21 protein-coding genes are annotated in these 19,289 nt (G+C 62.9%); 6 read left to right on the top strand and 15 right to left on the bottom strand.

Annotation, left to right across the window (positions count from 1 at the left end; translation table 11 throughout):
* From V7M64_RS13025 to V7M64_RS13015, 3 genes are all read right to left on the bottom strand, one after another.
* A partial coding sequence (locus V7M64_RS13025) for a glutamine synthetase beta-grasp domain-containing protein (protein WP_333679607.1) occupies positions 1–436 on the bottom strand: 436 nt, incomplete at its 3' end.
* Positions 437–663: 227 nt separating this feature from the next.
* On the bottom strand, positions 664–1,074 hold the full coding sequence (locus V7M64_RS13020) for a VOC family protein (protein WP_333679605.1): 411 nt from the start codon (positions 1,072–1,074) through the stop codon (positions 664–666).
* Between the two features lie 31 nt (positions 1,075–1,105).
* Positions 1,106–1,564, bottom strand: a complete 459-nt coding sequence (locus V7M64_RS13015; protein WP_333679603.1) for a helix-turn-helix transcriptional regulator — start codon at positions 1,562–1,564, stop codon at positions 1,106–1,108.
* Positions 1,565–1,692: 128 nt separating this feature from the next.
* On the opposite strand from V7M64_RS13015, the gene V7M64_RS13010 reads away from it, so the two are divergent.
* Positions 1,693–2,490, top strand: coding sequence for an undecaprenyl-diphosphate phosphatase (locus V7M64_RS13010; RefSeq protein WP_333679602.1), 798 nt, complete (start codon positions 1,693–1,695; stop codon positions 2,488–2,490).
* 174 nt (positions 2,491–2,664) lie between these two features.
* On the opposite strand, the gene V7M64_RS13005 is transcribed toward V7M64_RS13010, so the two are convergent.
* Complete coding sequence (locus V7M64_RS13005; RefSeq protein ID WP_333679601.1) at positions 2,665–3,645, bottom strand: LysR family transcriptional regulator; 981 nt, start codon at positions 3,643–3,645, stop codon at positions 2,665–2,667.
* Between the two features lie 325 nt (positions 3,646–3,970).
* On the opposite strand from V7M64_RS13005, the gene V7M64_RS13000 reads away from it, so the two are divergent.
* The 3 genes from V7M64_RS13000 (at position 3,971) to V7M64_RS12990 (ending at position 9,992) form a co-directional block, all read left to right on the top strand.
* Complete coding sequence (locus tag V7M64_RS13000) at positions 3,971–5,230, top strand: efflux RND transporter periplasmic adaptor subunit (protein WP_333679600.1); 1,260 nt, start codon at positions 3,971–3,973, stop codon at positions 5,228–5,230.
* Between the two features lie 141 nt (positions 5,231–5,371).
* Entirely contained in the window at positions 5,372–8,557 is a 3,186-nt protein-coding gene (locus tag V7M64_RS12995; protein WP_333679599.1) for an efflux RND transporter permease subunit, read from the top strand.
* Between the two features lies 1 nt (position 8,558).
* A complete protein-coding gene (locus V7M64_RS12990) occupies positions 8,559–9,992 on the top strand; it encodes an efflux transporter outer membrane subunit (protein WP_333679598.1) in 1,434 nt (477 codons plus the stop codon).
* Between the two features lie 200 nt (positions 9,993–10,192).
* On the opposite strand, the gene V7M64_RS12985 is transcribed toward V7M64_RS12990, so the two are convergent.
* The 7 genes from V7M64_RS12985 to V7M64_RS12955 form a co-directional block, all read right to left on the bottom strand.
* Positions 10,193–11,203, bottom strand: a complete 1,011-nt coding sequence (locus V7M64_RS12985) for an AI-2E family transporter (protein WP_333679613.1) — start codon at positions 11,201–11,203, stop codon at positions 10,193–10,195.
* Positions 11,204–11,358: 155 nt separating this feature from the next.
* A complete protein-coding gene (locus V7M64_RS12980; RefSeq protein WP_333679597.1) occupies positions 11,359–11,667 on the bottom strand; it encodes a hypothetical protein in 309 nt (102 codons plus the stop codon).
* 1 nt (position 11,668) lies between these two features.
* On the bottom strand, positions 11,669–12,130 hold the full coding sequence (locus V7M64_RS12975; protein WP_333679596.1) for an ABC transporter ATP-binding protein: 462 nt from the start codon (positions 12,128–12,130) through the stop codon (positions 11,669–11,671).
* 32 nt (positions 12,131–12,162) lie between these two features.
* Positions 12,163–12,525 carry a hypothetical protein gene (locus V7M64_RS12970; RefSeq protein WP_333679594.1) on the bottom strand — a complete coding sequence of 121 codons (363 nt, stop codon included), beginning with the start codon at positions 12,523–12,525 and terminating at the stop codon, positions 12,163–12,165.
* 75 nt (positions 12,526–12,600) lie between these two features.
* Positions 12,601–12,756, bottom strand: a complete 156-nt coding sequence (locus V7M64_RS12965; protein ID WP_333679593.1) for a DUF1328 domain-containing protein — start codon at positions 12,754–12,756, stop codon at positions 12,601–12,603.
* Between the two features lie 346 nt (positions 12,757–13,102).
* Positions 13,103–14,101, bottom strand: coding sequence for an alpha/beta fold hydrolase (locus tag V7M64_RS12960; protein WP_333679592.1), 999 nt, complete (start codon positions 14,099–14,101; stop codon positions 13,103–13,105).
* Positions 14,098–14,898 carry a lysophospholipid acyltransferase family protein gene (locus tag V7M64_RS12955; protein ID WP_333679591.1) on the bottom strand — a complete coding sequence of 267 codons (801 nt, stop codon included), beginning with the start codon at positions 14,896–14,898 and terminating at the stop codon, positions 14,098–14,100. The genes V7M64_RS12960 and V7M64_RS12955 overlap by 4 nt, the downstream gene beginning before the upstream one ends.
* Positions 14,899–15,515: 617 nt before the next feature.
* Here V7M64_RS12955 and V7M64_RS12950 point away from each other — a divergent pair.
* On the top strand, positions 15,516–15,764 hold the full coding sequence (locus V7M64_RS12950; RefSeq protein WP_333679590.1) for a hypothetical protein: 249 nt from the start codon (positions 15,516–15,518) through the stop codon (positions 15,762–15,764).
* Position 15,765: 1 nt separating this feature from the next.
* On the opposite strand, the gene V7M64_RS12945 is transcribed toward V7M64_RS12950, so the two are convergent.
* Positions 15,766–16,242: an Lrp/AsnC family transcriptional regulator gene (locus V7M64_RS12945; RefSeq protein ID WP_333679589.1), complete on the bottom strand. Its 477-nt coding sequence runs from the start codon at positions 16,240–16,242 to the stop codon at positions 15,766–15,768.
* 138 nt (positions 16,243–16,380) lie between these two features.
* Between V7M64_RS12945 and phhA the strand changes: the two genes are divergently transcribed.
* The gene (gene phhA, locus V7M64_RS12940) at positions 16,381–17,277 is read left to right on the top strand and encodes a phenylalanine 4-monooxygenase (RefSeq protein WP_333679588.1); all 897 of its coding nucleotides are present in this window, start codon (positions 16,381–16,383) and stop codon (positions 17,275–17,277) included.
* Between the two features lie 97 nt (positions 17,278–17,374).
* On the opposite strand, the gene V7M64_RS12935 is transcribed toward phhA, so the two are convergent.
* From V7M64_RS12935 to V7M64_RS12925, 3 genes are all read right to left on the bottom strand, one after another.
* On the bottom strand, positions 17,375–18,040 hold the full coding sequence (locus tag V7M64_RS12935) for an SGNH/GDSL hydrolase family protein (RefSeq protein ID WP_333679587.1): 666 nt from the start codon (positions 18,038–18,040) through the stop codon (positions 17,375–17,377).
* 62 nt (positions 18,041–18,102) lie between these two features.
* Entirely contained in the window at positions 18,103–18,789 is a 687-nt protein-coding gene (locus V7M64_RS12930; protein ID WP_333679585.1) for an RES family NAD+ phosphorylase, read from the bottom strand.
* A 100-nt stretch (positions 18,790–18,889) separates the two neighbouring features.
* Positions 18,890–19,288, bottom strand: coding sequence for an MbcA/ParS/Xre antitoxin family protein (locus V7M64_RS12925; RefSeq protein WP_333679583.1), 399 nt, complete (start codon positions 19,286–19,288; stop codon positions 18,890–18,892).
* Position 19,289: the final 1 nt, after the last annotated feature.

The following is a 19,289-nucleotide window of genomic DNA, read 5'->3' as shown; positions in this document are numbered from 1 at the left end:
CCATGTCGTTCTGCCAGCGCACGGAATCGAAGATGAAGAATTCCGGCTCCGGGCCAAAGAAGGCGGTATCGGCGATGCCCGTGGACTTCAGGAACGCCTCGGCGCGCTTGGCGATGGAACGCGGATCGCGACCGTAGGCCTGCATGGTGCTGGGCTCCAGCACGTCGCAATGCAGGACCAGCTGGGTGTGGGCGCTGAACGGATCGAGGTAGGCCGTGTCCGGGTCGGGCAGCAGCACCATGTCCGATTCGTTGATGCCCTTCCAGCCCGAGATCGAGGAACCATCGAACATCTTGCCGTCCTCGAACGTCGATTCGTCGATGGCATGGGCCGGGAAGGTGACGTGGTGGTGCTTGCCGAGCATGTCGGCGAAACGCAGGTCGACGAACTCGACCTCTTTCTCCTGGATCAGGTCGAGCACTTTCTTGGCGGACATGTAAAACCTCGATGATTCGTGAATTTAGGGATCGCGCGTGCTGTTAGAGCAAGCACCGTACCAACGTGAAAACACCCGGAACTTCAAATGATTGCATAAAAAGGGGTCATTGGTACCCACCCTGTTTGCACCATATGGGGGATTAATTTGCACTCATATGGTGCCTAGGTGGTTTCATCGCTAACCTGGCCGTACGAAAACGGCCAGGCTGTGCTGATCGACAGGGCCTAGCGCACTTCATTGATGCGAACGTGATTGCCGGCAGGGTCGCGGAAGGCGCAATCGCGCACGCCATACGGTTGCGCGGTTGGCTCCTGGATGACCTCGGCGCCGGTGGCCTGGATGCGTTCGAAGGTGCCGTCGAGATCCTGGGTGGCCAGGATGATCATGGCGTAGGTGCCCTTGGCCATCATCTCGGTGATGGTGCGGCGCTCGTCGTCGGTGAGGCCGGGCGTGATGGCCGGCGGCGTGAGCACGATCGACGTGCCGGGCTGGCCGACCGGACCGACGGTGATCCAGCGCATCCCGCCGTAGGCGACGTCGTTACGGACCTCGAAGCCGAGCACGTCGCGGTAGAAGGCCAGCGATGCTTCCGGATCGGTCTGCGGGAGAAAGGTGGAGTGAATGCTGAGGTTCATGGTGATCGTTCCCTGGTGATGAGCGGTGCGATCACTCTAATGACGGCTCGGGCAGCGGCGCTTCTCGATTCCTGATCGGGCGGGTGATTTGTTTGGCCACGCACGAAGGCATCCCTGCCGCCGCCTGCGCTTGCTGACGGCGGTAAGCGCTGGGTGACATGCCGACCAGTTCGGTGAAGCGCGTGCTGAAGGTGCCGAGCGAGGAGCAGCCTACCTCGAAGCAGACGTCGGTCACGCTGAGATCGCCACGGCGCAGCAACGCCATCGCGCGCTCGATGCGGCGTGTCATCAGATAGGAATAGGGTGATTCGCCATAGGCAAGCCGGAACTGGCGGCTAAGATGCCCCGCCGACATGTTCACGCCGCGGGCGAGCGCTTCGACATCCAGCGGTTGCGCGTATTCGCGGTCGATCCGGTCGCGCACGCGGCGCAGCTTCGCCAACTCGCGCAAATGCGGCGGTACTTCGGTGGGGTGGCGGGTCGTCTGCATGATTCACGTCAGGTCGCACTGGATAAGCTTGCCGCGGTTAACCGGCTGGCAAGGCAACACTAAGCTTTACGCTATATCGTTTTTGGCGTCGCGGCGGCGCCTTCGCCCATTCACCTGGAGTCTTCCACGTGCACGACCTCCTCCACGTCATCCTGCTCGGCATCATCGAGGGTATTACCGAATTCCTGCCGGTCTCCAGTACCGGCCACCTGCTGATTGCCGAAAGCCTAGGGCTCGGCGGCCGCTCCGACCTGTTCAATGTCGGCATCCAGGCGGGCGCGATCCTGGCAATTACGCTGATCTACTGGAAGCGCATCTGGGAGTTGCTGACCCAATGGCAGGAGCCCGCCAATCGCGCTTATCTGCTGAAGCTGCTGGTGGCGTTCCTGATCACCTGCGTGCTCGGCCTGGTGGTGACGCACTATGGCTTCAAGCTGCCGGAAACGGTGACGCCGATCGCCTGGGCCTTGCTGATCGGCGGTTTCTGGATCCTGGGTGCCGAAGCGATTGCCGCCAAGCAGGTGGATCGCCGCGAGGTGACCTGGCGGGTGGCGATCCTGGTTGGGCTGGCGCAGATGGTGGCGGGTATTTTTCCGGGTACCTCGCGCTCGGGGGCGACGATCTTCACGGCGATGCTGGCCGGTACCAGCAATCGGCCGGCGGCGACGGAGTTTTCGTTCCTGGTCGGCATTCCGACCATGTATGCGGCGACCGGTTATGAGCTGTTGAAGGTGCTCAAGAGCGGCGGCGCGGCGCACGAAGATTGGGGCGCGTTGATCGTCGGCTTCGTGGTGTCGCTGGTGGTGGCGTTCGTGGCGGTGAAGTGGTTGCTGGGTTATATCCGCACGCACCGCTTTACGTGGTTCGCGGTGTATCGCATTGCGCTGGGGGCGGCGCTGTTGTTGTTGATGCCAGCTGGGACATGAGGCGCCTCCTTCCTGGGAGCCTGTAAAACTTCAAAACCCCGTCACCCCGGCGAAAGCCGGGGCCCAGTACCTTGATTGGCCTTCAAAGTCGCCAGGCCCCGGCTTTCGCCGGGGTGACGGGAACAAAACCCATCAGGACGAAACGGGTTAAGGCAACACTGCCTTGAAGCACCCTCATTGCGCCAGCACCGGCTTTTCCTTCCGCACGGCCGGCAGCGGCGGGCGGAACGCCTCCACCACCGGCGCCATCGGGCAGATGTCCTCGAACGGCCGCTCGAACAGCTCGCGCGCCCATTCGATGAAGGCCTGCACGCGCGCGGACAGATGCTTCTTCTGCGGATAGACGATCCACACGTTCTTGCCTGTGGATACCGTATCGGGAAGGATCGGCTCCAGCTTGCCCAGGTCCAGCGCACACGCCGCCAGCACGTGCGGCGCCTGGATGATGCCCAAGCCGGCCATCGCCGCCTGGATCACCGACTCGCCGTCGTTGATCAGCAGATGGGCATTGACGTCCAGCTCCATGCGGCCGGTGGGTGTGTCGAACTGCCACAAGCGCGGCTTGCCATTGGCGTAGACGTAGTTGATGCAGCGGTGGTTCTTCAGGTCCTCGATGCTGTCCGGGTAGCCGTGGCGCTCCAGGTATTCCGGGGAGGCCAGCAGCACATTGCGCAGGTAGCCGATCTTGCGGGCGATCAGGCTGGAATCTTCCAGCTCGCCCATGCGAATGGCGCAGTCCACCCCTTCCTCGTTCAAGTCGTAGGGGTAGTCGCACATCATCAGTTCCAGCCGGATATCCGGGTAGCGGCGCTCGAACTCCGACAGCTGCGGCACGATCGCCGCGCGCCCCACCGAGGCCGACATGCCGACCCGCAACTTGCCCTGCGGCTTGCGGTGGGCATAGCCCAGCGATTCGGTCGCCTCGGCCAGATCAGCAAGGATCTCCTTGCAACGCGTATAGAACGAGGCGCCATCGTCGGTCAGGCGCAGGGCACGGGTGGAGCGGAACAGAAGCCGCACGCCGAGCTGTTCCTCCAGCCGGGATACGGCGCGGCTGACGCCGGAAGGGGTCATCCCCAATTGAGCGGCGGCCGACGCAAAACTTTTCGCTTCTACCACCCGGACGAAAGACGAAATAGCGGAAAAGTCTTCCATAGCATGTTCCAGAATATGGACTGCGGGCGATTATGCGCCCATTCATGACTGATAGTCACGAGTGGCTTGCGCAAGGAACGGATTTTCTAAACTGTACGGTGTACCCATCATTCGTTCCGTCGCAATCCTGCTGCACTGCGACAAGCCAAGTCTGGCACGGCAATAGGCGCCCTGTCAGCACAGGCCAAAGGATGGCCTGTCGCACATCAGGCATGGCAACCGCCTGATGTCGACGTAACCGAGCCCGGGCATCCGCGCGGCTCGATGCATCGGAAAGCGCAGGACTGCCCTTTTCCCTGCAACCGACAAAAATTGGGAGCGAGTGATGTTGAAGAAGACAATCCTGGCCGGCCTGGTCGTAGCAGCCATTGCCGGCAGTTGGGCACTGCTGGGCAGCCATGGTGGTGGCAGCGCTCACGCCCAAGCCGCACAAGGCGGCCCGCCCGAAGTGACCGTGGCCCCGGTAATGGTGCGCCCGGTCAGCGACAGCGCCGACTTCACCGGCCAGTTGCAGGCGGTCGATACCGTCGACGTACGCCCGCGCGTCAGCGGTTACGTCAATAGTGTGCTGTTCAAGGAAGGTACCGAAGTACACAAGGGCGACGTGCTGTTCGTGATCGACCCGCGCCCGTTCCAGGCCGAAGTCGATCGGCTGAGCGCCAACGTGGCGCAGGCGAAAGCGCAACTCGCACTGGCCCAGGCCAATGCCGACCGCGCACGCCGCCTGCTTGCCCAGCACGCGGTATCGCAGGAAGACGCCGACAGCCAGAACACTGCCGAGCAAAGCGCAAAGGCCACGCTGGAAGCGTCCACCGCGGCGCTGGCCACGGCCAAGCTCAACCTGGACTGGACGCAGGTACGCGCACCGATCGATGGCCGCGTCAGCAATGCGCACATCCAGGCGGGCAACCTGGTGTCGAGTTCCGACGTGCTCACCAGCGTGGTGTCGGTCAATCCGGTCTACGTCTATTTCGACGTGGATGAACACACCTGGCTGAAACTCGACCGCCTGCGCCGCGATGCGATCAAGAACGGCCGCACCCCGCGCATCGAAGCCACCATGGGCCTGTCCGACGAACAAGGCTATCCGCATGAGGGTCGCATCGACTTCGTCGACAACCAGGTACGTCCGGGCTCCGGCACGATGCGTCTGCGCGCCGTGTTCGACGAAGAAAACGGCCTGCTCACCCCTGGCTTGTACGCACGCGTGCACCTGCAGGCCGGTCAGCCGCGTTCGCGTGTGCTGATCGACGATCGCGCCGTCGGCACGGATCTGAGCAACCAGTTCGTGTATGTGGTGGATGGCCAGCACAAGGTGCAGTACCGCAAGGTCGACATCGGTCCGCTGTTCCATGGCCTGCGCGTGATCGATGACGGCCTCAACGCCGGCGACGTGGTGGTGGTCAATGGCCTGCAGCATGTGCGTCCGGGTGCGGAAGTGAATCCGCAGCAGGTGGCGATGGATTACCGGCTGGATGCGCAGGACAAGGCCTTGGTCGATGCGGCGGAGACGAATCCGGACAACAAGGATTCGCGCACGGCGCAGGCGGATGGCAGGAATGCGCAGAAGCGTTCGCAGGGCTAAGCAGTTTGCTTCTAGTGAGGCTAAGCGCCTACACGTCTCGGTGAACACACTATGCCGTCATCCCCGCGAAAGCGGGAATGACGGCAAGGAAATACATGGCTCCTCGCAAACGAGGAGCGCATTGAATTTAAGAGAACTTCAATGAAAAACATCGCACAGTTTTTCGTCGACCGGCCGATCATGGCCGCCGTGCTTTCGCTGATCTTCGTGATCGCGGGCAGCATCGCGGTATTCAAGTTGCCGATCAGCGAATACCCCGAAGTGGTGCCGCCCACCGTAGTGGTGCGCGCGAACTACCCGGGCGCCAGCCCGGAAGTGATCGGCGAAACCGTCGCCACGCCGCTGGAAGAGCAGATCAACGGCGTGGAAGGCATGCTGTATTCCTCCTCGCAGGCGACCAGCGACGGCCAGATGACGCTCACCGTCACCTTCGCGCTGGGCACCGATCTCAACAACGCGCAGGTGGAAGTACAAAACCGCGTCTCGCAAGCCTTGCCGCGCCTGCCGGAAGAAGTGCAGCGCCTGGGCGTGACGACGCAAAAAAGTTCACCCGACCTCACCATGGTGGTGCACCTGACCTCGCCGGATAAGCGCTACGACATGCTCTACCTGTCGAATTACGCGCGCCTGCACATCAAGGACATCCTCGCCCGGCTTGATGGCGTGGGCGACGTGCAGCTGTTCGGCGCCGGCGAATACAGCATGCGCGTATGGCTGGACCCGAACAAACTGGCCCAGCGCAGCTTGACCACCGGCGACGTGGTGCACGCGATCCAGGAGCAGAACGTCGCCGTGGCTGCCGGTGCGCTGAATGCGCCGCCGGTACCGGGCAATACCGACTTCCAGCTCAATATCCACACGCAAGGCCGCCTGAGCACCAAGGAAGAATTCGGCAACATCATCGTGCGCACCGATCCGGATGGCAGCGTGGTGCATCTGCGCGACGTCGCGCGCATCGAACTGGGTTCCAACCAATACGCCTTGCGCAGCTTGCTGGACAACCAGCCGGCGGTGGCGATTCCGATCTTTGCGCGGCCTGGTTCCAATGCAATCCAGATCTCAGACGAAGTCCGCGCGACGATGAAGGATCTGAGCAAGGACTTCCCGCAGGGCATTGAGTACCACATCGTGTACGACCCGACGGTATTCGTGCGCGGTTCGATCGAAGCCGTGGCGCATACGCTGGTGGAAGCGATCTTCCTGGTCGTGCTGGTGGTGATCCTGTTCCTGCAGACCTGGCGTGCGTCGGTGATTCCGCTGGTGGCCGTGCCGGTGTCGCTGATCGGTACGTTCGCGGTGATGTACGTGGCGGGCTTTTCGCTCAACGCGCTGTCGCTGTTCGGCCTGGTGCTGGCGATCGGCATCGTGGTGGACGACGCGATCGTGGTGGTGGAAAACGTCGAGCGCAATATCGAGCTGGGCTACACGCCGCGTGAGGCCACGCGACGCGCGATGAACGAAGTGACCGGGCCGATCATCGCCACGGCGCTGGTGCTGTGCGCGGTGTTTATCCCGACGGCGTTCATCAGCGGCCTCACCGGCCAGTTCTATCGCCAGTTCGCGTTGACGATTGCCATTTCCACGGTTATTTCCGCCTTCAATTCGCTCAGCCTGAGCCCGGCGCTCGCCGCCGTGCTGCTGCGTGGACACGATGCGCCGAAGGATCGCGTGGCGATCCTGATGGACAAGGCCTTCGGCTGGCTTTTCCGTCCGTTCAATCGCTTCTTCCATCGCAGTGCTGATCGCTACGTCGGCGGCGTGCGTCGCATCGTCGGCCTTGGGCCGGTGGCGCTGGTGGTATATGCAGGCCTGATTGCGCTCGCCGGCTTCGGCTTCCATCACGTGCCGACCGGCTTCGTGCCACAGCAGGACAAGCAATACCTGGTGTCGTTCGCGCAGTTGCCGGATGCCTCCTCGCTCGACCGCACGGAGGACGTGATCCGCCGCATGTCGGCGATTGCGCTCAAGCAGCCCGGCGTGCAGAGCGCGGTGGCATTCCCGGGCCTGTCGATCAACGGCTTCACCAATGCCACCAACGCAGGCATCGTGTTCGAGACGCTGAAGCCGTTCGAGGAGCGTCGCGATCCTTCGCTCTCCGCGGGTGCGATCGCTGCCGCGTTGAACCAGAAGTTCGCCACGATCCAGGATGCGTACATCGCTACCTTCCCGCCGCCGCCCGTGCAAGGCCTCGGCACCATCGGGGGTTTCCGTATCCAGATCGAGGATCGCGGCCAGCTTGGTTTCGACGAGTTGTACAAGCAAACGCAGAACCTGATCACGCAGAGCCGCAAGGTGCCCGCGCTGGCGGGACTGTTCTCCAGCTATCAGGTGAGCGTGCCGCAGATCGATGCGGATGTGGATCGCGAGAAGGCGAAGAAGGAAGGCATCGACCTGAATGACGCGAACGAAGCGCTGCAGGCCTATCTGGGCTCGCTGTATGTCAACGACTTCAATCGCTTCGGCCGCGTGTACCAGGTGAATGTATCGGCCGAGCCCGCGTTCCGGCATGAGCCGCAGAACATCCTGCAGCTGAAGACCCGCAACGACAAGGGCGAGATGGTACCGCTGGGTTCGTTCCTGACGGTGCGCCGTACCGCAGGCCTGGAACGCGTACAGCATTACAACGGCTACATCACGGCTGAAATCAACGGGGGTCCGGCGCCGGGCTTCAGTTCGGGCCAGGCGCAGGCGGCGATGGAAAAGCTCGCGCAGGAAAACCTGCCCAACGGCATGAGCTACGAGTGGACCGAGCTCACCTATCAGCAGATCCTTGCCGGCAACACCGCCATCCTGGTGTTCCCGTTATGCGTGCTGCTGGTGTTCCTGGTGCTGTCCTCGCTGTACGAGAGCTGGTCGCTGCCGCTGGCGGTAATCCTGATCGTGCCGATGGTGCTGCTGTCAGCGATTGCCGGTGTATGGCTGTCGGGAGGCGACAACAACATCTTCACCCAGATCGGCTTGATCGTACTGGTGGGCCTGGCGTGCAAGAACGCGATCCTGATCGTGGAATTCGCACGCGAACGCCAGCATGAAGGCATGACCCGTTATGACGCGGTGCTGGAAGCGGCTCGCCTGCGCTTGCGCCCGATCCTGATGACGTCGATTGCCTTCATCATGGGCGTGGTGCCGCTGGTGACCTCGCACGGCGCCGGGGCGGAAATGCGCCATGCGATGGGCGTGGCGGTGTTCTCCGGCATGCTCGGCGTGACCATCTTCGGCCTGATCTATACCCCATTGTTCTACGTGCTGATCCGCGCCGTGGTGGAACGCCGCGAAGCGCGCAAGAAGCAGCACGCATCCAACTTGCCCGCCTTGGAGGGGCATTGAGATGACTCGTCTTCTACGTAATACCACCTTGTTTGCGGCACTCGCGCTGGCCGGTTGCGTCAGCGTGGGACCGAACTACAAGGCGCCGAACACACCACCGGCCAACGTGCAGAACGTCGATACGGCGCGTGAAAGCAACGCACAGTTCCAGGCCACGTGGTGGAAGCAGTTCAACGATCCGGTGCTGGATGCGCTGATCCAGCGTGCGGCCAAGGGCAGCCTCGATTTGGCGCTGGCACGGGCGCGGCTGGCCGAATCGCGTGCGCTGCTCGGCACGGCGAAATCGGATCAGATTCCCACCCTCGACACGACGATCGATTTCCAGCGTGCGCGTGAGCAGCAGCCCGGCTTCACCACGCAGCGGGTGACGACCGATACGTATCAGGCAGGTTTCGATGCCTCGTGGGAACTCGATCTGTTCGGCGGCATTCGTCGTTCGGTGGAGGCGGCGCGTGCGGATCTCGGCGCCAGCGAAGCTTCCATGCACGACGCACAGGTAAGCCTGTTCGCCGAAGTCGCACGCAACTACTTCGCGTTGCGCGGTACGCAACAGCGCCTGGCGATTGCCCAGCGCAATATCGCCAACCAGGCGGATTCGCTGAAGCTGATCAATGCGCGGGCGCAAATCGGTACCGCCTCGGAACAGGACGTGGCGAGCGCCAGCGCACAGCTCAGCGCGGCCAAGGCGCAATTGCCGGTGCTCGATGCGCAGATTCGCAGCTACGAATACCGGCTTGCGGTGCTGGTGGGCGAGCGTCCGGGCGAGCTGGACGTCGACGTATCGCCGACCACGTTCAAGCCGATCACGACCGTGTTGCCGATCGGCGAGAACGGCGACGTGCTTGCACGCCGCCCCGATGTGCGCATCGCGGAACGGCAATATGCAGCCGCCACCGCACGCATCGGCGTGGCGAAGGCGGATTTCTTTCCGCATATCACGCTGGGTGGCTTCGTCGGATTTCTCGCCGGACAAAGCAATAATTTTGGCGGTCCTGCGTCGCGGGCCTGGTCATACATGCCTAGCATCACCTGGAACGGTTTGAACGTGGAACGCGTGCGTTCGAACCTGCATGCCAGCGAAGCGCGTGCCGATGCCGCCGAAGCGAATTACCGGCGCACGGTGCTGCAAGCAGTGGAAGATGTCGACAACGCTGTAGTCAACTACAACGCCGAGCACGCACGCGTGGAGCAGTTGATGGCGCAGGCGGACCAAAGCCGGCGTGCGGCCGAATTGGCACGTGTGCGTTATCGGGAAGGCGCGACCGGTTATCTGGAATTGCTGGATGCCGAACGCGTGCAGCTGTCCGCCGAAGATGCGCTCGCGCAATCGGAAAGCGCGATCGATACGCGCGCGGTCGCGTTGTACAAGGCGCTTGGCGGTGGCTGGCAAGCGTGTGACGACGCCAGCTGCTCGAACCTCGCCGAGGCACCATGACGTAAACCCACCATCCACCGCCGTCATTTCCGCGAAAGCGGGTGTCCATTCATTGGTGCACCGGAGCAAATGGATTCCCGCTTTCGCGGGAACGACGGCCATACATAGCGACGTAGGTTGCGTGAGGCGGTGAGGCGGACCCGAACCCCAACATCACCGCTCATTGGCATACCGTTGCCGTAATGTTATTCCGGTAAATCTCAGCGCTGCACCATCCGTGCAAACCACTCCCATCCGCGCACGCGCTCGGCGATCAGCTTCGCGCTGGTCAGCATCGGTACCGCCAGCAGCGCTCCTGGCACGCCCCATAGCCAGCCCCAGATCAACAGCCAGATCAGGATGGCGATGGGGCTCACGCGCATGCGTCGCCCCAGAATCATCGGCGTAATGAGATTGCCCTCCACCGCCGTGATGCATGCGAAGCACAGCGCGGGCAACAACGCGTCGGCCAGCACTTCGAAATGGATCAGCCCCACGAACAGCAAGGTGGTGGTGGTAACGATCGCGCCCACGTAGGGAATGAAGTTGGCGAACATCGCCACCGTGCCCCATAGCAGCGGATCGGGCATGTGCAGCAGGTACAGCATGCCGGCGGTGGCAACGCCGAGCGATGCGTTGATGAGGATGGTGGTAAGGATGTAGCGCGACACTTCGGTCTGGATGCCGCGCACGATGCTTACCGCGTGCCGCTTATAGCCGAAGCTCGGGGCGATCTCGACCAGCCGCCGCAGGATGAGGTCGCCATAGACCAGGAAGAAATACACCAGCAGCAATACGGTGAGCACAGCGGCCAATACCTTCGGTGCGCCGGCCAGCACATCCCACGCGCTGATCGCAACGTCCCCGGGATTTTGCGCCGACAGGGTGGGGTGGCCGTTGACCAAGGTCTGCGTGGCGCGGCTTGCCGCTTCCAGCGGGCGGGTGAGGTGTTGCAGCTTGGGAACAAAGCTGCGGATCTGCGACGGCGCGCTATGCAGCCAGCTCAGTGCGGGCTGGGTCAGCATGCTGATGCCGGCGACGATGCCCGCCATGAGCGTGACCATCAACACGCTCGCGCCGAGCCAGCGCGGTATGTGGTGGCGCGTGCCGCGCGCGACGATGGGGTTCAACGCCAGGCCGATGAAGGCGGCCAGCACCAGCGGAATGATCAGCGCCTTGACCAGGGTGACGGTGTAGAGCAGGGCGAGGATCAGCAGCGCGTTGAGCGTCATGCGGATGGCGCGCACATGGCCGCGCAGGCGATAGACGCCCCGCGTGGCCTGTTGCACCTGTTTCGCCCGGCCGGCGGAAACCCGCGCGGACGGCGCTCCGCGCGGTGTTTCATCCACGGGGGCCACACTGGGCCGCGCCGTGGGGTCGACGGCGGTCATGGTTCGTCGCTGTGGCTGGCGTAGGTGCCGTCGTCCATGCCCATTTCGGCGATCAGGCGCGTGCCGTACGCGACCACTTCCGCCAACCCGGCGCTTACGGAGGCGAGCAGCCCCGGCACCCTGAGCGGGCCTACGCCCAGGCTGCCGAGCACGAACCCCGCGCCGGCAGCGGCACCGACCGTCGCCAGTGGATGGTGGTAGCCGCGTTCGAGCAGGGCGGCGGCCGGCCTGGCCATTTCCTCGCGATGCCGGGCCACGCGCTGGCGCGCCTGGTCCACTCTGGCCAGTTGCTTGAACAAGCCCATGTCAGACCCCCTTGCCGGTATCGATATCGCGCTCGGCCTTGTAGAGCGTATCGCGCATGATCGCACGCCATTCCTGCCGCGTGCCCGGCAGGCTCATCCAATGCATGCAGCGGCGGAAGAGCAGGATGGTGCCAAGCAGTACCAGCACTTCCAGCACGGAGAGCACGGCCAGCGCCCAGATCCACGAACCCAGCCATTTGGCCAGCAGAAAACCGATCAAGCTGAGCAAGGTGAGCCCGAGCCCCACCCCCGCGATGGTGGCACCCAGGCCCGCTGCAAGCAGCCAGGACACGGCGCTGCGCGCCAATCCCAGTTCGGCCGCGAGCAGGCTCAGTTGCGCGCCGAACAGGCTGCGCACCGCGCGCGCGAGCCGGCCCAGGTCGTCGAGCAAGCCGTTCGATTCGGCTTCGCTGCCTGGCTTGGGCTGCGCATCTGCTTGGTTGTCGCGCACGGAATCGTGCATCGCCCGCCTCCGTGCCTAGTAACCGGCCAAGTTCAACGACGCAGGATGCGGCCGAGCAGCCAGCCGGCACCAAGGGCAATGGCTACGGCCTGCACAGGTTTCTCGCGCACGTATTCGCGTACTTCTTCCAGCCATTCGTCGGCGCGTTCCCTGGCATGGTCATACGCTTCGCGCCCACGCTCGGTGGCCTCGCTGACCTTGTCGCTGGCGCGATTGGCGGCGTGCGCGGCCTTGTCGGTGGCGTGATGCACGCGTTCTTCGACGCGATCGGCAGCGCGATCAAATTTTTCCTTGCTGCTCGCTACGGCATCGGAAGTGGCCTGTTTAATGCGCTCGGCGCCTTGGTCGATGCGTCCGTGGACGTTGTCGTCGTTCGTCTGGACTTCGTTGTTCATGACGTTGCTCCGTGAGATCAGAAGGTTCACTCTAACGGTTTGCCGCGCTGTTGGCTGAATCATTCCGCACATTGTTCAGCTGGCCCGGCGGAAAAAAGCGATCACCGCCAGCACCAGAAACAGCACGAACAGCAGCTTGGCAATCCACGTGGCCGTACCGGCTATGCCGGTAAAACCAAGCAGGGCAGCGATCGCGGCGATGACCAGAAAGACCAGGGCGTAGTGCAACATGCCAGCATTCCTCCTCGATCCGAAGGACATCCTGTCGCGGCCCGTATTCCATGTGCCATACAGCGTGCTGTGCCGGCGTGAAAATTGCTCTTTTCGGCTTGTTCTGCGAACGGGTACTCAGGCAGCCACGCCGGATTGAGGCGACGGGTGACGCTCAGCAAGATCCGCCGGCACGTGCCCGGCCGTCGCCGCGCACAGTTCCTCCAACGAGAACGCGTGCAGCAACGGCAAAGCCGGCGTGTCCAGCGCGTAAACGCGGACGTGGTAGCCGGCTAATCGTTTGTCATGACATGCAGTTTTGCCCCCGGACCGTCATCCCGATAAGCAGGTATGACGGCCACTGGGGTTATGCGATGGCGTTGAAACGTGCAGAGATGTAGTCGTCGCAGAAGCTGGTCATGTCCCAGCCGCGGATAAAGCCGCAGTGTCCGCCATAGGTGGCGATATCGAGTTCGACGTTGTTCGGCAATTCCAGTCTCTCGAACGCCGTGACCGGAATCACCGGATCATCGCGCGCGGTCAGGATGGTGGCCGGAATCTGCATCTGCTGGAGGATGCGGCCAGCTACCGAATAGCCGTCCAGATAGGCTTCGAGCGAACCGAAATCGGTATGGCGCAAGACCAGCGATTCGGTCAGGCCGCGCAGGTTCTGCTTCAATTCCTGCAACTCGAAGTACTGCACTTCCGGAAACGCTTTCTGCTTGGCGCGCAGCGAGCGCCGCCACTTGTTCATGAAATACGCCTGGTAGAACCATGGCGCGGATTCTTCCAGCGAGAACAGACCTTCACTGGGATCGATGATGGGACACACCGCCAAGGCATAGTTGAGCGGGATGCCATGCGCCGGCGCCTGCATCGCTACGCGCAGCGCGAAATTGCCGCCGAGCGAAAATCCCGCCAGCGCCATCACGCGGGCAGGCCAGCGGCGCGCGATATCGCCCAGCGCATGCACCACTTCATCGATGCGGCAGGAATGGAACAGCGCTTCGTTGAGCCTGTGGCTTTCGCCGTGGTCGCGGAAGTTGAGGCGGAAAACATCCCAGCCGTCTTCCAGCAGGCGGCTGCCGGTTTGCAGCACGTAGGTGGAATCGACACTGCCTTCCCAGCCGTGGAACAGCACGGCCAGGCCGCGCGCTGCCGATTGCCGTTTTTGCGGTGTGAAAGAACCGGTCAGGCGAATGCCGCTGCCACCGTCCACCATTACTTCCTGCGCACCATCCAGCACGCGATACGCACGGCGCGGCAGCAATGTGCGCCGCACGCCGCTGGAAGAGAGCATGGTTTGGATATGGCCGCTGGTCAGCGGCCACGGCGGTTGAAAGTCGCGTCCTTGCGGCAACGTCATGCAGCGCGATCCTCGAGCGCGGCGGCAATGCGTTCGCGCGACAGCTCCGCCATGCGGCGACGGCCGTCGGGACTGGCCGGTACCGGCTCCAGGAAATGCACTTCCGCATCCATCGCCGCGCCACCGAGCATGCGCAGGAAATTTTGCAGGAAGTTCTCGTTGTCGCGGAAACCGGCATCGATCTGCCGCTTGCCAGCGCGCACAAAGCGCAGCGCCACCGGCTGCACGGGAACTTCTGCATCGAGCGCCGCCTGGAAGATGCGCGCATGGAACACTTTCAGCACACCGTTGTGGCCGGTGCCGCCTTCGGGAAACACCGCCACGGACCGGCCGGCGCGCATGCGTTCCACCATCACCTGCATCACCGCCGCCAACGAGTGGTTGCTGCCGCGCCGATGGAAGATGGTGCCCCCGCTCGCCGCCAGCCAGCCGACCAGCGGCCAGCTGGCGATTTCCGCCTTGGCCACGAAGCAGGCCGCGCGCTGGCTGTGCAGCAGCTCGATATCGATCCACGAGGTGTGATTGGCGACGAACAGCACCGGATCGCTCAGCGGCTGCCCGACGCGTACGGAGCGCAAGCCGAAGACACGCATCAGTCCGGTGGACCACGCGCGGATCATGCGATGGGTGAACGGTTCGCGCCCGTTCTTCATGACGTCATCGCGGCGCCAGGTGAGGATGAACCCGCACAGCATGATGCCAAGCACTATGTGCACCAGCAGCAGCGGCACGCGCCACAGGTAACGCAGCGGGCGCAACAGGTCACGGTCGGAGGGGGTAACGGCGTCGATGCTCATCAGGGTGGTTAGTTTAGCGTTAATCGACCACGTAAACGCACTCTCCCGGCTGTCGCGTGTTGAACACAATGCTTGACCTTGACCCGAGGTCAATTCCTGAGCTCGACGCCGGTATGAAGAAACCAAATCCTAAGCTGTCCATCAGCGTTGCCGAATGCGCCCGCCGCACCGGCCCGAGCGCACGCGCCCTGCGTATCTACGAACGCGCAGGGCCGATCAAGCCATCGCGGTCGGCGAACGGTTGGCGAGTCTATGGCATGAGCACCTGGTGCGGCTCGACGCCATCGTGGTCCTGAAGGCCGGGGGCTGAGCCTCGCGCAGATTCGCGCGGCCCTTTCCAGCCCTTCGCCGCTCGCACTTCGCGAAGTGCTGCACATGCAACTGGACGTCTGGCGCAAACGCAGGATCGCCGCCGACGAGGGCGCAAGTCTGGTGCAGATGGCGCTTGCCAACCTTGATGGCCACGAGCTGTTATCGATCGACGATCTCTGCCAACTGGCCAGGGGATTGGAAATGCACAACCTTCAAGCCATACGCCGCGAGGCCTGGATCCAGCCGACCACGCAGCGTGGAACTACGACGCGTCGATCAACCACCGCGCCACCGAGCCGCCTGCGTTGCGCCTTACCACCCATGCATTCGGCGAGCACGATGCGCCGGTGGTGTTCGGCTGGGTGGTCGCAAGGCATCAAGTCGTTGCGGCGACGGCGGCATTCATGGCGGGCGTGTTGCGCGTGCAGCTAGGCAGCTATCCCACGCCGTTTGTCATCGCAGGTGCGACAGGTGTGATGGCAGCGTTCCTCGCATTGCGCAGTCGGCGCCGCGATGATTCGGTGCCGCTGCAGCTGGCGAACGAGAACGGCTGAATCACCGTTCCAGTTGCGTCAACGGCAAAGCCCCTGCCCGCTTTACCGTGCGCAGCACGAAGCTTGAGTTCACGTCCGCCACGCCGGAGGCATTGAGCAGACGATCGAGCAGGAAGCGCGAGAAGTGCTGCAGGTCCGCCACGTAGATGTGCATGAGGTAATCCATGTCGCCGGTGAGCGCGTAGCAACTCACGACCTCATCCCAGCCATTTACACGCTCTACGAAGCGCTCGATCACATCGCTTTCGTGGCGCGTCAGCTGCACGCGCACGAATGCCTGCAAGCCCAGCCCGACGGCTTCCGGATCGACCTGCGCGCTATAGCCGGTAAGCACTCCCTCCCCCTCCAGCCGTTGCAGGCGGCGCAGGCAGGCGGAAGGCGACAGGTTCACCCGCTCGGCCAGCTCCGCATTGGTAATGCGCCCCTCGGCCTGCAGCACGGCCAGCACACGCAAATCGGTGCGATCCAGGGTGACCATGCACGATATCTCCTGCCAAAACTCGTATGACGCATGATTATTGCGCGTATGGCGCTTTTCCGCACAACAACACAAGGAACATGCGCGATGTGGGACGTATCCTATGGATAACCCCGCACGTCCTTTTCGGAGCCGTCGATGGACACGTCCAGCCCCCCACGCCGCGTCGAACACCAGCAGACCGACCGTGGTTATGTCCCCGTCTACGCCACCGGCGTGGTGGAACAGCCGTGGTCCAGCTACAGCCGCACAGACCATGAGGTGTGGGACACGCTGTACAAGCGCCAGCGCGAGCTGCTGCCCAGCCGGGCCTGCCGTGAATTCCTGGCAGGCGTCGAACGCTTCGGCCTGGGCGACGGTGGCATTCCCAAATTCGCCGATCTCAACCAGGTGCTGGGCAAGACCACCGGCTGGGAACTGGTCGCCGTGGAAGGCCTGTTGCCGGACGAAGTGTTTTTCGACCACCTCGCCAACCGCCGCTTCCCGGTGTCCTGGTGGATCCGCAAGCCCGAACAGCTGGACTACCTGAGCGAACCGGACCTGTTCCACGACCTGTTCGGCCACGTGCCGCTGCTGCTCAATCCGGTCTTTGCCGACTACATGCAGGCCTATGGCCGCGGCGGCATGAAGGCCTTCGGCATCGGCCCCGAAGCGCTGATGAACCTGACGCGCCTGTACTGGTACACGGTGGAATTCGGGCTCATAAATACCGGCGAAGGCATGCGCATCTACGGCGCGGGCATCGTCAGCTCCAAGGGCGAATCGATCTACTGCCTGGATTCAGCCGCCCCCAACCGCATCGGCTTCGGCCTGGAGCGCGTGATGAACACGCGCTACCGCATCGACACCTATCAGCAGACGTATTTCGTCATCGACAGCTTCGAGCAACTGTTCGAAGCGACGCGGCCGGATTTCACGCCGATCTATGCCAAGTTGCAACAGCAGACGGCGCGCGCGGCGGCGGATGTGCTGGAAAGCGATCGCGTGTTCAATCGCGGCACGCGCGAAGGATTTGCGACCGACGCGGATACTTGATGCGCCAGTTGTCGCGTAGGACGATTTAGCGCAGGGTAACCCGATGTCTTCGAAGCACATGGCGGGGTTACGCTGTTAACCCAGCCCACGCGTTACGTCACCGCCCGTGTGCGTCCACCCACGGCTTGAGCAGCCCGATCCACAGCTCATAACCCGTGCGGTTCATATGCAGCCCATCCTCGACGAACCATTTCGGCTGCGGTTGGCCATCAGCCCCGAGCATCGGCGTGAATATATCGATATACGCCACGTTCTTCTGTGTCGTCGCGTAGTGGCTCACCAACTCATTAGCCTGCCTGATCTTCGGCAACAGTGCCTTGCGCGCCATGCTCGGTTTGATCGCGACAAAAGCAATCGCCACCCCGGGATCGAACGAGCGCACCTTGTTCACGAACGCCACGAAATCGTCGTGCACTTGCTGCGGCGTGTGGCCGTCATACAAATCGTTGTCGCCCGCGTACAAGACGATCGCGCGCGGATGGTAGGGCTTGATGATGCGGTCGGCAAAATAAGTGGAGTCGCTCAGCTCTGAACCGCCGAAACCGCGGTTGATGACGTTCACTTCGGGGAAGTCCGCCGCCACGGATTTCCAATGCTCGATCGACGAACTGCCGATAAACAGCACCGCATACTGCGGCGGTGGGTTGGCGCGATCGGAGGATTCGAACGCCTCGATCGCGGCATTCCACTGCGCATGATGGGTCTGCGCGACACAAGCGAAAGACGGTAGCAGGGCAAGCAACAGCGGCAGCAGGATCTTCATGATGTTCCCGCGAGGATCGTGGAAGTGGCGATCATAGTCCCGTGACGGACATCGCCAGCGCATCAACGGCGCTTCAATTCGCTCACCTCAAGAACTTGCGCAATATGCTGGCCATCCCAGCGATAGATCAGGTGCTGCGCCTGCACGCAGGGTGCAACCACGTCGGGATAGAACGCCGCCAGGCATTCGCCACCGCGATGACGCACGCTGTCGTACACGATGCCGTTGGAGCCTTCTTCAAGCAGCTTGCGCGCAAGCTTGATGCTGTCGGCGTAGCTGTCCGGGTCATGCGCCTGCATCCAGCCGCCGCGGATGTCGTGCAGCTTGCAGTCGATGCTGGTGCGGTAGCAACGCATCTCCGCATCGCATGCAGGCTCTGACGTAGCCGCAAGAAAGCGCTCGCGGTGGTAGACGGTTTCTTCCACGGCGGTGATCACGTTGCGCGCCGCATAAAACACGCCCCAGGTGCCGTCGGAAAAGCGGCTGCCTTCCGGATTCAGATGAGTGAATGCGGCCATCACCGGTGTCGAGCCAGGGCCGCTGATACGGCGATCCCGCGGCACCAGGCGCAAGGCATCCGCCTCTTCGCGCAGGCGCGGATTGGTCATCGCTTCGATGGCGAAGATTGCATCCATATCGGCCGGATCGGCAATGCGATCGAACAAGCCGGCTGGCGGAAAGCGGCTCGGCACGATGCGATAGGCATGCGCCCAGCGGATGCGGCGTAGGGGAGGCGTGTCGGTAGGCATGGCGTGGGCCGCGGCACATCACCGCAGCATCGTGTTCGTCCGTGTTCGACGTTGAGGGAAATGATGCCGGAACGACTTCTCGCCAACTGCGACGGTGCGCTTACCAGCCGCGTTGCGCGTCCAGGTATTGTCGAACGACGTACAGATCGGCCACGTTGCCCGACAGCATGCGATCCAGCGCCGATTGCCCGCCGAACAGCGGCGAGCGATTGGGTTTGTGCAGCCAGGCATCGGCTTGGTCGTGATTGGGAAACAGGATCTGCAGTGCCTTGTAGATGCCGAGCAAATAGCTGATGCGCTCCAGCGTATCGCGTCCCAGTGCACCGTCCTGGTGACGCTTCCATTTATAGAAGGTGGATTCGGGTGGTTCGCCCAGCAGCCGGCGCTGTTCGCTGATGCGCAGGTTCCAGCGTTCGGCCATGTTGAAAAAGGCGCGCAGGGCGGGGCCGCTCATTTCCTCGGCAGGGGCAAACCGATGATGGAGGGCATGGGCTGTCATG

The sequence above is a fragment of the Dyella sp. genome (genome assembly GCF_036746095.1).
Lineage (GTDB): Bacteria > Pseudomonadota > Gammaproteobacteria > Xanthomonadales > Rhodanobacteraceae > Dyella_B.
The sequence above is the reverse complement of the archived record's forward strand: the minus strand, read 5'-3'. Positions and strand labels throughout refer to the sequence as shown.